Consider the following 14,550-nt stretch of genomic DNA (forward strand, 5'->3'; position numbering starts at 1 on the left):
TTCAGCACGCCAACACTTTGCACCCGCAGCAGTCCAATCTCTTCTCGACCAGTATCTTCCGGATATGGGGTTAGACATAAATAATGGCATCCCGCCACGATAATGGAACCAGCGTGTGCCCACCACTGACGACACACCAACAGCCTCTGCTGCTTTCTCACTTGTTATCCCGGTTGCAATCTGCTCCCAAAATAGCCGCTCAATCTCGTTGCGAAGTGACGGCGCGCCTGGCGAGTGCATCGCCCCTCTCTTCGTCAACTTTTGCATCCATCCTGCTGGTCGTTCCATAAACACCTCCATGATCAAATGTGTTGCGACGACCCCGGTTGAATCCACCTTGCGATCCGCGATCCGAATGCACAATCAACCCTGCTTATGGTTGGCGCCGCCAGATAGCCAGGATGACGGATTGAAGAAACTCACCAAAGAGCTGGATGAAATAAAGCTTGCCATTGATCGGCTTTATGAAGCGGTGGAAAAAGGTTTCCTGCCGCTGGACTCCTCTCTACAGGAACGTTCTCATAAACTGAATGCAAGAAAAGCAGGAATTATTGATTCAGGTTGCGGGATACCGACGCCAGCAGCAAATGCTGGAAATCAAAAAAAATCAGCTTGAAGCTTTTACTAAAGCGCTGCGAACCAAGCTACTGGACAGAAAAAGCGGATTCGGCAAGGAATATTTGAAACTGCTGGTGAGTGAGATCCGTATCAAGGACAATCAAGCAGAGATTACCGGCAGCTATTCTGCACTTGCTCACGCTGTGGAAGAAACAAAAAAGCACTCTCTTGAAAGAGTGCCCAGTTTTGTACCGAATTGGCTCCCCGACCAGGGCTCGAACCTGGGACCTGCGGATTAACAGTCCGTCGCTCTACCGACTGAGCTATCGGGGAATTGGTGAGTTGCGCATGTTAACGTTTTGAAGCCTTTCGGTCAACCATCAGATAGTGTCTTGCACTGAGAATTTACTTTATACAGTTAGATCCGACTATGCTTGGCAAGAAAAATTTTGCTGTTTTGGTTGAATAATAAAGAGAGATTTTGCGAATCAGAACGAAATATCAAAACTGGATGCTGCGAAAAAGAAAATTACAAGGATTAATTTTGTTCGTGAGTCTCTTGAGACAATGAGTTCATGCAGTTTCGCGATACCTCAAATAGAGAAATGGGTATATACTGGAATCTAGTGTTCTGGCCCGCTGAGAAAGGTTGATTCATCTTCGACAGAGCGGCTAACCAGTCACTGAGATTATTAAGAAGTATTCATGCAATGTATTATTTATAAAGGAGTAATTATCATGCGTACTATATCTGCAATGATTGTAACCGGAACATTGGCATTTTTTATAAGCGCCCCTGCATTGGCGTCGGATGCTGGGCATACTTCGGAAGCGATGGAGCATGCCGGTAAAGCGCAGGCGCATGGAGAAATGGGGCATGCAAAAGAGTCTCTAGAACATGCGAAAGAGAGCTTGGCGCACGCAAAAGCGGCTCGGGATGATCATGCTGCATCTCATAAACATATGGATGAAGCGATCAAGCATTTAGAAGAAGCGATCAAGCATGCTGATATGGGACACGGTTCGGAATCAGCTAAGCACACCGAAGAAGCGATGAAACATATGCGCCAATCAGGGCACTAATGTTCCGTCATAAAACCCTCGGCTTTTGCCGAGGGCGGTTTTTCAGTCGTTAGCGCCCATTGCTAACGCCAATTCTCTGGATAATTTAGCCGCTTCTTCAGTGATCTCGATATCCAGCCAGCCCTGTAGATGTGTGCAGGTAATGTCGGCCAAACCTTCAATCCAGTCGCTGCGTTCATTGAGACAGGGAATATAGTGAAATTCCTTGCCACCCGCTTGAATGAATGTGTTTTTCGCTTCAATGGCGATTTCTTCCAGAGTTTCCAGACAATCGGAGACAAATCCGGGGCATATCACATCCACGCGTTGTGTCTGTTCCTTGCCTAATTGCTCCAGCACTACAGCCGTGTATGGGGTGAGCCATTTGGCCTTGCCGAAACGCGATTGAAAGCATACGGCGTATTGATTCGCATCCAGAGCCAAGGCTTCGGCCAGTAACCGTCCGGTTTTCTGGCATGCGCAATGGTAAGGGTCACCTTTATCCAAACTGGCGCGCGGTGTGCCGTGGAAGCTGATGATCAATTTATCGGGCCGGCCATGCGCATCCCAGTAGTCACGGACATTCTGCGCCAACGCTGCAATATAACCGGGGTGGTCGTGATATTGTTTGACGGTGCGAAGCGCGGGCTGATTGCGCATCTTATTGAGTACGGCAAATACATTATCCATTGCCGCCGCGGTACTGCTGGCGGCATATTGCGGAAACAGCGGAATGACCAGAATGCGTTCGCAGCCCTGTTGTTGCATGCGGGTCAGCACGTCAGCGACCGAAGGTTTGCCGATATTCATCGCATATTCGACCAGCGGGGGATTTTTTAATCGTGCCGACAATACTTCGCGCAAGCGTTCCGTTTGCCGTTCGGTATGAACTTTGAGCGGAGAGCCTTCGGCGATCCAGATTTTTGCGTATTTTTCAGCCGATGCTTTCGGCCTGAACGGCAGGATGAAACCATGAAGAATGGGCCACCAGATCAGCCGCGGTACTTCGATGACCCGCGGATTGCTGAGAAATTCCTGGAGATAAGGACGCAACGCCTGAGCGGTCGGCGCATCCGGCGTTCCCAGATTGATCAATAATACACCGGTGCGATTCGGTGAACCGTGCTGATAAATGGATTTTGAAGTCATGCGTATAAATTTTTATGCTGAAGGTAATGAATTAATGCTGCGATAAGCTGCTGGAAAGCAGTTTCGCGGTAATGTCGACGATCGGGATAACGCGTTCATAAGCCATGCGCCGCGGGCCGATAACGCCCACAGTGCCGACCACTTCTCCTTCGATTTCATAGGGTGCCGTCACCACGCTGAATTCTTCCAGTGACGATATATCGGACTCGCCGCCGATGAAAATTTTGACGCCATGCGCTTGCCTGCTCAACTCGAGTAATTGCAGTAACTTGGTTTTGCGTTCGAACAATTCAAACAATTTTTTCAAGCTGATCAAGTTGTCGGATAAATCATCGATCTGCAGTAAGTTGCGTTCACCGGCCAGAACCACCGCCTCGCTGCTTTCGTTGACGGCTTCACCGCCGGCTGCGATGGCCGCGCTCATCAGGCTAATCATTTCGCTGCGCAATTGCTTCAATTCGGTATCCACGCGTCCGCGTATTTCATCCAAGGTACAACCGGCATAATGCTGGTTGATGAAATTGCCGGCTTCGATCAAATCCGATTGACTGTAGGGCGTATGGGTGAAAATGATGCGGTTTTGCACATCGCCTTCCGGCGTGACGATAATCAGCAGAATACGTTTCTCGGATAACGCCATGAATTCGACGTAACGAAATACCGCACCTTTGCGCTTGGGTGTCACGACAACCCCGGCGAAACGGGTCAAATCCGATAATAGTTGCGACGCCACATTGATCAAGCGCGATGGATTGTCGGGATGCAGATGGTTTTCCAGGTGATTCAATTCCACTTTGTCGAGTGTTTTGACGACTAGCAGGGTGTCGACAAACAAGCGGTAACCTTTCGGGGTCGGCACTCTGCCGGCCGAGGTATGCGGACTGGCAACCAGTCCCATCTCTTCCAGATCGGCCATGACATTACGGATGGTCGCGGGGCTGAGGTCCAAACCGGAAAACTTGGATAGCGCACGGGAGCCGACCGGCTGGCCTTCGTGGATATAACGTTCCACCAGTGTTTTTAATAAGATTTGAGCGCGTTCATTTAACATGGCGTCATTTTACACGAGTCGACAGATTTCATTGGTTGGTTATAAGCGGTGATTTTGCGCTAACTTATCTATGCTAAACTTCTTCGATACCGGCTTGCTGCGATGGATTGGGGTTTTATACAAAGATAAGCCTTTCCAGCTGAAGTTAATATGTGCAAGACGTAATTTTACAAGCCCATCGGTATCATGCTTCATTAACTTTTTATTTTAACGGTCATCCGGTCTTCATAATTTATTCAGACCTTGTAGCCAGTACCTTAATAGCAAACGACAGTATCAAGTGATGAATTCTGCATTTAAAACCATAGCGCTGATCGGTAAACATAAAAATCCAGAAATTGCGGTACCGCTATTAAATCTTGCCGAGTATCTGACAGCCAGAAATTATAAAGTTTTACTGGATCACCTCACGGCATCGCATATCGGCAGTGACTTATATCCTGCCTTGTCGCTCGAGGAAATCGGCACGCAAGCCGATCTCGCCGTGGTCATGGGCGGCGATGGCACGATGCTCAACATTGCACGCATGCTAGTGGCGCACGATGTTCCGCTGATCGGTATTAATCAAGGGCGGCTGGGTTTTCTCACCGATTTGTCGGTGGATACCATGTTCGAAACGCTGGATGAGATACTGGCGGGAAAATACACCACCGAGCGCCGCATGCTGCTGTATGCGGAAATTGTCCGGGATGGCGTGAGCGTTTTCAGCAGTCTGGCATTTAACGATGTCGTACTGTATCGCGGCATGAGCAGCGGTATGATCGAATTTGAAGTGAAGGTTAATAACGAATACGTGAATACCCTGCGTTCCGACGGATTGATCGTCAACACACCGACCGGCTCGACCGCGTATGCGTTATCGTCCGGTGGGCCGATCCTGCATCCCAGTCTGGATCTGATTGCATTGGTGCCGGTTTGTCCGCATACGCTCAGTAACCGGCCCGTCGTGATCGGTCCCGATGCCGTTGTGGAAATCCGCATGCACAGCAGCGCCAATGTACGGATTAATTGCGATAGTCACTCCTGCTTCGATCTGGAGCAAACGGATAACATTATCGTGCGGCGTTTTCCCAAGACGGTGCGTTTGCTGCATTCGGTCAATCACAGTTATTACCGCATGCTGAGAGAGAAACTGGGATGGAGCGAATTTCCTTGATGTCTGCCTTTAAGTCGTCATGCTGAAACATCTGAGCATCAAGGATTTTGTCATTGTGGATCGGGTCGAATTGGATTTCATGCCCGGCTTCACCGTTTTGACCGGTGAGACGGGAGCAGGTAAATCCATCCTGATCGATGCGTTATCACTGGCTTTAGGGGAACGCGGCGATGCCAGTCAGATCCGGCACGGCTGCGAGCGTGCGGAAATCAATGTGACCTTCGATATTGGCAGTCTACCGGCATTGCAGCAGTGGCTGGATGAGCATGATTTGCAAGGTGATCCGGACAGTTGCTTAATGCGTCGTGTGATCGAAACCAATGGCCGTTCGCGCAATTATCTCAACGGGCATGCGGTGACTTTGCAGCAATTGCGCGCAGCGGGCGAATTTCTGGTTGCCATCCACAGTCAGCATGCGCATCAAGCGTTGCTGCAAAAGGATGCGCAACGCGAACTGCTCGATGCTTTCGCCGGTTGCACCGGTTTGGCTCGCACCGTCAAGGAAGCCTATCAGCACTGGCAAGATTGCTACCAGCAAAGAATCGCCCTGGAACAACGCGCAGCGGAATCACAGGATAAACGCGAACAACTGGAGTGGCAGTTACAGGAATTAACTGCATTGAATTTCACCCTGCCGGAATGGCAAACACTGCAAGCCGATCATGGCCGGTTGTCGCATGTAGCGGCATTGCAGGCGGCGGCGGATGGCGGCATTGAAATGTTATCCGAAAGTGAACAAGCGGTGCTCGCGCAGATCAATAATGTCAGCCATCAACTACAGAATCTGCTTGAATACGACGGCGCGCTTAAAACCATCACTGATTTGCTCGACGCCGCGCAAATCCAGTTGCAGGAAAGCGTGTACGAACTCAAGCATTACCGCCAGCGCCTGGATCTCGATCCGCAGGCATTGCACGACGTTGAGCAACGGTTGTCAGTCATCCATGCGGCGGCGCGAAAGTTTCGCGTGAATGTGGAAGAGCTACCGGCATTGCTGGAGTCAGTCATGCGCCAACTGTCAGCGTTAGGTTCGAATGCGGACATCGGTCAATTGCTGAAACTCGAAGACGCCGCGCGAGGCGCGTACCGCCAGCATGCGCAAGAACTCAGCAGTATCCGGCAACACGCGGCGCAACAATTATCCGGGAAAGTCAGCGCGGCGATGCAGACGATTGCCATGGCAGGTGGTGAGTTTTCGGTGGCATTGAATCCAGTGGAGCAGGGTAATGCACACGGTTTGGAGCAAGTCGAGTTTCAGGTTGCGGCGCACCACGGATTGCCGCTGCGGCCGCTGGCTAAAGTGGCTTCCGGCGGCGAATTGTCACGCATCAGCTTGGCTATCCAAGTCATTACCAGTAAGATTGGTGTGGTGCCGACACTCATTTTCGATGAAGTCGACGTCGGCATCGGTGGAAAAGTGGCCGAGATTGTCGGTCATCTATTGAAACAACTGGGCAGAGAGCGGCAAGTGTTGTGCATCACGCATCTGCCGCAGGTGGCTGCTACCGGGGATCAGCAATGGCAGGTGATGAAATCCATTGGACAAACGGAACATCAAGCGGTTGTCAGTACCATTGCGGTGCTCAATCCGCAGCAGCGTGTGGAAGAAATCGCCCGCATGCTGGGTGGTGTCAACATTACCGGAACCACCCGCCAGCATGCGGCGGAGATGTTGCAGCAGGCTGCTGAACGCTGAAATCAGCGGATGAAATGATCGATTCCCAGCAGTTCCACGATCAGGCGCCGGTATTGTTCGGATTTGCGTATTTGCAGCATTTCCAGTGGATTGAGATTATCCGTTAACACTGTTCCCAGGGATTGATCGATTGTAATGTGCCGCGCTTTCAACCAGTTGCGTTGTTCAGCGGGGATGATGCCGTTGTCATATTCAATCGCTTGCTGTGTAGCAAGAAAAATAAAATCGTTGAACTCGGTATCCGGTTCGGAAATGAAAACTTGCTGATGCGGAAAAACTTGCGCCAAGGTTTTGGCGACTGAAGCGAGCGCCTTATTCTTGCCGTCCTCCAGGAATGCCACAAAATTCAGCGCCAGCACGCCGTGACTGGAAAGCAGGGAATGCAATTGTGTCATTGTCTCAACAGTCAGCAGATGAAAAGGCTCGGAACCGCCGGTGAAAACATCCAGGATGATCAAGTCGTATTTGTCGGTTAATTTGCGAATTTCATAGCGCGCATCGCCGATGATGGTTTTTCCGGACGGCGTAAAACCGAAATAGCGGCTGGCCGCTTCGGCAACCGCGGGATCGATTTCCAATGTGTCGGTGACGATGCCGTATTGCTTCAAAGTCATCGCCATATGTCCGGCGCCCTGGCCGATCAGCAGCGCGCGGTTAACCGGCGGCGTCAGTGCGGGCAAGATATCGACGATTTTCTGGTAAGTCAGCACATTTTCGCCGTGGCTGATCGTGGCCGCGCCGATGGTTGACGCATCCACGGTCAATAAACGGTAATTCTCCGCCGGCTTGTCGATGACACGCACCCAGCCGTATAAGCTTTCGCGTTCAAAGCGGATGCGCGACGAATCGTGATGCGCGATATTGCCTGCGGAAGCGGTGACGTGCGGCAATAAAATGATTCCAGCCATCGCCAATAGCATGACCGGTGGCAACGAGATTATCAAACTCAGGTGCTTGCGCTCGAAATAAGCGACACCCGGCGCGAGTAGCAGCAAACCGATGCCCAAGCCCATGAAGATTTCGCGTGAACCGGCTTGCGGAAACAAGTAGAAACCGAGAAACAATGTACCGATGACGCTGCCGACGGTGCTGACGGCATAGATCGAACCCGCGCCGGCGCCGACGCCATTCAGGCTGGAAGTGGCGAGCTTGACGGCAAACGGTCCGACCATGCCGAGCATGATCAAACTGGGCGAAAATAATACCAAGGTACTGATAAAAACGCCCATGCGCAGTCCCATTGTGTCGGTGGCAAGCAACACCGGCGCGGTTAACCAAGGGATCAACAAAGTGAGCAATCCCGAAAGGGCGATGATCAACGCCAGGCCGGCTTTTCTCGATTGATCGGCCCAGCGGCCGCCAACAAAATAACCGAGCGCTAACGCAATCAGCGTGACGGAAATCACCGAGGTCCAGACATACAAGCTGGCGCCATAGAATGGCGCGATCAAGCGCGTTCCCAGCAGTTCGATCACCATCACGGCGGCGCCAGTCAGAAAAACGGTGCAGTACAGCCAGACACGGCTCGACAGCAGGGTGGAAGTAAAGGAATTCATTGGGTTATTGATCAGATAAACGTATGCGCGAGTAAAGGGAGAATGAAATGCCGGGTTCATTTTTGCGGCGCCGGGATTGTAGTGATGGGCGCCGGATTTTTGGAATGCGGCAAATTGCCGCAGCAGGCTGAAACGGCTATTAATCGCGCTTTAGCACGGTGCGACAATTTGCCACATTGTCATCTCATGCAATGAAAAATAAGATTGCGCTCAGAAAACGATTCTTTTTCTATGATTTACCGGGAAATCAAATTTTCCCGTCAATTGTGAGAAAAGGCTTTTTCAATTTAATTTTGAACCGTTGCCCATCGGATCGATGGTTTCAAATGAAAATGTGGATATTTTGCAGCATAAAAGAATAACTAAACTCAACGGAAAATTTGGCATGTTAACGATGAAACAACTCAATCTATCTATCAGCAGCGTCCTGGCGATCGCCGTTCTGGCTAGCACGGCGCAAACCGCATCAGCTCATACCCGGCTGGAAACCGCAACGGTTAATGAAAATACCCGAATTACCAACAACGTCATCATTGGGCACGGGTGCGGAGAAAATAACGTCATCGGCACCAGCGTGGTGTTTCCGGATGGTGCCGATTCTACGATCACAGTGGATGGTAATCCGCACGCGGGCGCATTGACCGATTTTGTGCAGAACTGGGGAAACCTGATGCAACAGAACTATAGCCGGGCGCTTTTCAGTTTTCAGGATGAAAAAACCGACTCAAAAGGCAATGTCGTCGGTTTCTGGGCGGGTGGCGGCAACTCCTTGCCGCATCATCTGAACGGCTACGTTCCGTTTCGGGCAGGTGCGGTGGTGATTGAGCCTACCTCATGCGCCAAAAGCGTGAAATTTTACATCTCCATCGCGGATATTTGCGAAATCACGGATACTGCCGGGTTTAACGATAATACCGTCAATCTCTGGACGCATAACGCATTGGGAACGGCTTACGACCGTAAAAGCACAACCGATGATGGTCCTGCACCATTCACCATTACTCGTACTAGTGCTTTGCCGGCATCGTGCGGCGCCGGTGTGACCGTTGAAGTGAAGCCTTCAGCAGCGCAAATCAACCGCGACATGCCGATCAAAATAGACGGCAGTCAAGTCTGGCCGAAGTAGCAAGCAGCTTTTACGTGTATTTGCTTTTACGGAAACCTCGCTCTTCCCTCCTGTTTTTTTAAGAGTGAGGTTTTTAAGAAGATAGAAGATGAAAAATAAAATTGACGACTAATAAAGTGGGTCTTGAATATGTTCAAACAAGGAAGATTTGGATATCGTGCTTTGATGCTGATGACGGCAATCGGGTTAATTGGAACATGGCAATCCGCTGTTGCACATACTCGCCTGAAAACACCGGTAATTCAGGAAAATGCTGCGATGCATGGCAGCAATTATAACGATGTGGTGATTGGACACGGCTGTCAGAATACTACGGACGGTGCTTCAACAATCGATACCATAGGCACCGTGGTAGTGTTTCCGGATGGCAAGGATTCCATCATTACGGTAAACGGCGCAGCACACACCGGCGCACTGAGCGATTTCGTTACCAATTGGGGCAATCCTGTGACAATTATTCAGGATAGCAGCATCTTTTCGCAGCAGGAATATATTAAAGATTCTCTTGGCAATAAACTGGGATTTTGGACAGGTGGCGGTAAAGTATTAAAGGCCGGTTACCGCGGCGTATTTCCATTTGCAACGGCAGGGGTAGTGATTGAACCAACTTCGTGCGCCAAAAGTGTAACTTTTGTGGTTACGATTGCAGACATTTGTGAGATTACCGATCCGAGCGGATTTAGCAATGCAACGGTGCAACTATGGGCACCGGCCGTCGGTTCCATCTACGATGGCGAAGGACTGCATGGCTATGATTCTCCTGCGACATTAACGGTAACTCGTTCAATCGCGCCGCTACCGTCTTCGTGTGGTGATGGTGTTGACGTGATTGTAAAACCATCGGCAACTCAATTAAATCGCGATTTGCGTATTAATTCTGACGGCAAGCAAATATGGCCGCAGTAATTTGCATATTTTTTTGATTGCTGGCAGTGTCGGCGGGCGCATCGGGGTCCAAAACCGGTGTGTCCGTTTTTGCCGTTAGTAGAAAGGGTTAGTGGAAACGATATCTTTTTATAAAAATTGCTTTTACTAAGCAGATTATTCAACAAGGAGTACGATCATGCGAAATAAAATTTTTCAAAAAGCAATAACTGCTCTTTTTTGTGCAGTTACGCTCAGTCACGCAAGTGTCAGCAGCGCTCACGATGCCGGAGCGACCATGGATCCGAACGGCTCTGTCGCTGCTTTTACCGGCTATGCGCTGGTGACTTGTTTCGATGACGGAAACGGTCCTGCGGATAATCTGGTTGCCAGTATTAAAGACACTTCAGCACCGCAAGATAATCTGTTGGTTAATCTACAAATTATCAAAGGAAATCATGCTATCAGTACGACCGATCCAGTGTCCGGGGATGGAAATTTCAGTCCCGAAGTTAGGGTGCATGGCGGAAATGGCGTATATCAATTACTGGTCAATAAAACCAAGGCGGGTGCGCGATCGTTCATCGTTTCCTATCATTGCATCACGGCCAGTAATGCTCACACTGGAACAGACATAGTCGTTCAGCAATTTGAGTGAAAATTTCCAGTGACTAATCTTTGAAGTAAATATCTTGAACTAGATAAGTGAATTGAGCTATGAAAACAATAAAACAATCGATTTTTATTATCGCGTCGCTCCTTTTGTGCAGTCATAGTGCTATTGCGGATCATCTTGCCCAGGTATCCTCTGCCTGCGAACTGAAAACGTTGGATGGCAAACCTGCCGCAGACTTGCAGGAATTACGAGGAAAAGTCGTGTATATGGATTTCTGGGCATCGTGGTGTCCGCCTTGCGTCAAATCTTTTCCTTTTCTGAACCAGCTTGAACATGAAATGAAAGAACATGGCGTGCATGTCATTGGCGTCAATCTTGACGAGAAAGTGAAGGATGCTGAGGAATTTCTTGCCAAGCACCCGGCGCACTTTTCGATTGTGGCGGATCCGAGCAAAGCCTGTGCAAAAGCTCTTGAAGTAATGGCGATGCCGACTTCCTATATCATCGATAAAAAGGGAAACATCCGGCACGTTCACCAAGGTTTCCGCCCCGGTGAAACGGAAGAGTTGCGCGCGCTACTGACGCAGCTCGTGATGGAAAATCCCTGAGCCGCTATGAGAAAAGCACCCGGTATCGCGGTCATACTGACGATTACAATCGTGCTTTCGGGTTGCGTGCATGTAGCGCCTTGGGAACGCGGAAATCTTGCCAAGCCGCAAATGGAATTAGACCCCCATCCACTGCAAAGTGAAATACAATCGCACAATTACAGCAGCCGGGAGGCGGCGCCTAGCCACAAATCATCCGCGGGTGGCGGCGGTTGCGGTTGTTATTAAACCGGTTTTTGCTAGGGGATGTATTTGAGGTCATTACAATTTGCAGCACAACAGTAGCAATCATTCATTCAACGATCCGGAAACACAGTCCGCAAAGCCAAGAAATCATACCCTGCAGGCGTTGACATCGGCCGCATTGGTTTTGCCCGGCTTGTTGATAACCCCATCCGGACACTCGGCGGGAACCGACCGGGTCAATTTCCAATATAGCCGCTACCAGGAAGGTGAGCGCAATCTATACGGCGTCCCGCACAGCTATAAATCGATCTCGGCGGATGTTTTACACGGCAGCGGTATTTTTTCGTTAACCGATCGCGCCAAATTTACCTTCGGCTACACGCAAGATACCTGGGCCGGTGCGACACCTGTCTCAATTACTCCTCTGGCCACCGATGGCGGCAACCGGCCTTATACGGTCAACGGGGTTGTCGTTGGTGCTTCGCCTATTCTGAATAGCCAAGTGCTGTTAAATCATGACCTGAATCCGATTGGAAGAGATCCACTTACCAAACAATCCACGGGAGCAATCGATACCCGGTCGGTACTGGTGATGTCGTCGGCTTCTCCGGAAACACGCCGCCAAGCCAACTTTGGCTTGAGCTACGAATGGAATGAAGCGGCACTGAACGTGGGCGGGGGATTTTCCAGGGAGAGAGATTATCAGTCGACCTTTGGCAGTTTGGGCGGGCGACTGGATTTTAACCAGAAGCTGACCAGTGTAAAATTCGGCGGCGGCTATACGAGTAGCGAAATCGGTGCGATTCTCGATCAAGATTCATCGCCATACATCACTAAAACGGCGTATGCACAGCAGATCGTTAATCGCCGCGGGTCTGAGATTTTAAAAGGAAACCGCCAGGATTGGGTGGCGAATATCGGCGTGACGCAAGTTCTGAATAAGAATGCACTCATCGATGCCGGTATCGGATACACGCACAGCAGCGGATTTCTGGAGAATCCATACAAGGCGACATCGGTTATTTTTGTCGATCCGGCCAGTCTAAACAACAATTTCATCACAGGCGACGTGCGCGCGCTGATTGAGCAGCGTCCGAATCAGCGCAATCAAGTCGCGCTCAACGCCAAGTACGTGCACTATATCAATCCGCTTAACGCGGCTATGCACCTCGGTTACCGGTTATCGGTCGACGACTGGGGGGTGAATTCGCATACCTTCGATGCGAGCTGGGTGCAACCGCTGGGCGGCGGGTGGACGCTGACGCCGCGGATTCGCTACTACTCCCAAGATGCCGCCAGCTTCTTCCGCCCTTATCTGCTCACGCAACAAACTTATAGAAGGCCGGAAGTGGACAGTCTCGGGCGGCAAATCTGGGTGGATAATAAAAATCCTACGGTCCAGTATTTCGGCAACGATCCATTTAGTCTGGTTGATCAAAACGGTAGTCCGGTCGATGGGCTTTCTGTCGACGCGCAGCCAAAGTTCACCTTATTCGACGCCGGTAAATTGCCCACCCATTTTTCCAGCGATCATCGTTTGGCGGGATTTGGCTCGCTAAGCGGTGGGGTGGTGCTGAGTAAAATACTCGGTAAAGGTGTCGCGCTGGAAGCGGGGTTTGAATACTACACCCGCGCCAGCGCGATGCAGATTGGCGGCAATGGAAACGGCGGTTATGCCGATTTTGATTACTATGTGGCCAATGCCGCGATAAAATTCGACATCGAACCGGATGCCAACATGCCCATCGGCAGCACTAGCAGCTCTTCTGGATCGCATTCACATGCTTCCTCGCATCAACACCACAAAATACCGCCGGCGACTATCATGTTCGGTCATATGCTCGATAAACCCGGAGATTTCATGGCGGGGTATCGCTTCATGTATCACTGGACCGGCGGGAATATGATGCAGGGCGCTCACAAAGCCAGTGATCAGACTATCGTCAATCAAGGTTGCGGCGATCAGGGGTGCCAATTTGCACCAACATACATGGATATGCGCATGCATATGCTCGATCTAATGTACGCGCCCACCAAATGGCTCAATGTAATGCTGATGCCGACATTCATGGATATGGATATGAATTTGCGCCAGTTGGCGGGGGCGCGCGTCGATCCTTCGGGCGCTCATCATCATGGCGCGGCAGGTCATGAATCCGGTGCTGTCAGCGACACCTACTTTTCATCGCTGATCAAGCTGCTGGATATTCCGGGTCACCGTGTCCATGTCAATCTGGGGTTCAGCGCACCCACCGGGAAAACGGATATTAAAATTCGCCGCACGCATAAAGAAGATGGCGGTTTGATCCATTTCGGCATGCAACTCGGCAGCGGCACATGGGATTTCACGCCAAGCCTGACGTATCTGGGTGAGCGCAACCGCTGGTCGTGGGGTGCGCAATTCAGCGGCGTCAAGCGTATGGAAGCGCACAATAAATCCGGTTATCGCCTCGGCGATGTTTTTCAGGCGACCGGCTGGGGCGGTGTCGATCTGACACACTGGCTCACCGCCACCGTGCGCGGTGCTTATACCTGGCAGGACGCGATACACCGGGATTTCAATCAATTTAACGCACGCATCGGTCCGATGGATTTCCCCAGGAATTACGGCGGGCAATTCTGGGATATGGGGTTTGGCGTGAATGCGCGGATTCCGAGCGGACGCTTCGCCGGGAATCAGTTCGGTTTTGAGTGGGTGCAGCCGGTTCGCAGCGATTTCAACGGATTCCAGCTTAATCGTCAGGGTATGCTGTCGGCAACCTGGAGTTATCAGTTTTAAGAAAATGCTGATTAATTAGGCGAACGAGATGAAGCACGAGGCGCACGGAACACAGCAACCAAGACATATCAATAAGATAGGCGCGGATGCGAGTGCCGCGCAACGAAGTGATTCGCTCATATGGTCAATTAATCAGCGTTTCC

General features: G+C 50.7%; 13 protein-coding genes, 1 tRNA gene and 1 pseudogene. 10 read left to right on the top strand and 5 right to left on the bottom strand.

Features of this window, described 5'->3' with window-relative positions; all coding sequences use genetic code 11:
• Positions 1–5: 5 nt before the first annotated feature.
• Positions 6–267, bottom strand: a pseudogene (locus tag HRU77_00105) (IS30 family transposase).
• 88 nt (positions 268–355) lie between these two features.
• On the opposite strand from HRU77_00105, the gene HRU77_00110 reads away from it, so the two are divergent.
• Positions 356–616, top strand: coding sequence for a hypothetical protein (locus HRU77_00110; protein QOJ19239.1), 261 nt, complete (start codon positions 356–358; stop codon positions 614–616).
• A 199-nt stretch (positions 617–815) separates the two neighbouring features.
• Here HRU77_00110 and HRU77_00115 read toward each other — a convergent pair.
• A tRNA-Asn gene (locus tag HRU77_00115) sits at positions 816–891 on the bottom strand.
• Positions 892–1,296: 405 nt separating this feature from the next.
• On the opposite strand from HRU77_00115, the gene HRU77_00120 reads away from it, so the two are divergent.
• Positions 1,297–1,641, top strand: a complete 345-nt coding sequence (locus HRU77_00120) for a metal-binding protein SmbP (GenBank protein QOJ19240.1) — start codon at positions 1,297–1,299, stop codon at positions 1,639–1,641.
• Positions 1,642–1,683: 42 nt separating this feature from the next.
• Here HRU77_00120 and HRU77_00125 read toward each other — a convergent pair whose 3' ends face one another.
• Together HRU77_00125 and hrcA are read right to left on the bottom strand one after the other, a co-directional pair.
• On the bottom strand, positions 1,684–2,769 hold the full coding sequence (locus tag HRU77_00125) for a ferrochelatase (protein QOJ19241.1): 1,086 nt from the start codon (positions 2,767–2,769) through the stop codon (positions 1,684–1,686).
• A 31-nt stretch (positions 2,770–2,800) separates the two neighbouring features.
• The gene (gene hrcA / locus HRU77_00130) at positions 2,801–3,820 is read right to left on the bottom strand and encodes a heat-inducible transcriptional repressor HrcA (GenBank protein QOJ19242.1); all 1,020 of its coding nucleotides are present in this window, start codon (positions 3,818–3,820) and stop codon (positions 2,801–2,803) included.
• Positions 3,821–4,103: 283 nt separating this feature from the next.
• Between hrcA and HRU77_00135 the strand changes: the two genes are divergently transcribed.
• Both HRU77_00135 and recN read left to right on the top strand, forming a co-directional pair.
• Positions 4,104–4,976 carry an NAD kinase gene (locus tag HRU77_00135; GenBank protein QOJ22002.1) on the top strand — a complete coding sequence of 291 codons (873 nt, stop codon included), beginning with the start codon at positions 4,104–4,106 and terminating at the stop codon, positions 4,974–4,976.
• A 19-nt stretch (positions 4,977–4,995) separates the two neighbouring features.
• Positions 4,996–6,672, top strand: a complete 1,677-nt coding sequence (gene recN, locus HRU77_00140) for a DNA repair protein RecN (protein ID QOJ19243.1) — start codon at positions 4,996–4,998, stop codon at positions 6,670–6,672.
• A 2-nt stretch (positions 6,673–6,674) separates the two neighbouring features.
• On the opposite strand, the gene HRU77_00145 is transcribed toward recN, so the two are convergent.
• Positions 6,675–8,228, bottom strand: coding sequence for a fused MFS/spermidine synthase (locus HRU77_00145; protein QOJ22003.1), 1,554 nt, complete (start codon positions 8,226–8,228; stop codon positions 6,675–6,677).
• A gap of 385 nt (positions 8,229–8,613) precedes the next feature.
• Between HRU77_00145 and HRU77_00150 the strand changes: the two genes are divergently transcribed.
• The 6 genes from HRU77_00150 (at position 8,614) to HRU77_00175 (ending at position 14,407) form a co-directional block, all read left to right on the top strand.
• Positions 8,614–9,354: a hypothetical protein gene (locus tag HRU77_00150; protein ID QOJ19244.1), complete on the top strand. Its 741-nt coding sequence runs from the start codon at positions 8,614–8,616 to the stop codon at positions 9,352–9,354.
• 129 nt (positions 9,355–9,483) lie between these two features.
• A complete protein-coding gene (locus HRU77_00155; GenBank protein ID QOJ19245.1) occupies positions 9,484–10,260 on the top strand; it encodes a hypothetical protein in 777 nt (258 codons plus the stop codon).
• A gap of 157 nt (positions 10,261–10,417) precedes the next feature.
• Positions 10,418–10,876, top strand: coding sequence for a hypothetical protein (locus HRU77_00160; protein QOJ19246.1), 459 nt, complete (start codon positions 10,418–10,420; stop codon positions 10,874–10,876).
• A gap of 59 nt (positions 10,877–10,935) precedes the next feature.
• Positions 10,936–11,442 carry a TlpA family protein disulfide reductase gene (locus tag HRU77_00165; protein QOJ19247.1) on the top strand — a complete coding sequence of 169 codons (507 nt, stop codon included), beginning with the start codon at positions 10,936–10,938 and terminating at the stop codon, positions 11,440–11,442.
• Positions 11,443–11,448: 6 nt separating this feature from the next.
• Positions 11,449–11,670: a DUF4266 domain-containing protein gene (locus HRU77_00170; GenBank protein ID QOJ19248.1), complete on the top strand. Its 222-nt coding sequence runs from the start codon at positions 11,449–11,451 to the stop codon at positions 11,668–11,670.
• A 40-nt stretch (positions 11,671–11,710) separates the two neighbouring features.
• Complete coding sequence (locus HRU77_00175; protein ID QOJ19249.1) at positions 11,711–14,407, top strand: DUF3570 domain-containing protein; 2,697 nt, start codon at positions 11,711–11,713, stop codon at positions 14,405–14,407.
• Positions 14,408–14,550 lie beyond the last annotated feature (143 nt).

It is taken from the genome of Gammaproteobacteria bacterium, assembly GCA_015709615.1.
In the GTDB taxonomy this organism is placed as follows: domain Bacteria; phylum Pseudomonadota; class Gammaproteobacteria; order Burkholderiales; family Nitrosomonadaceae; genus Nitrosomonas.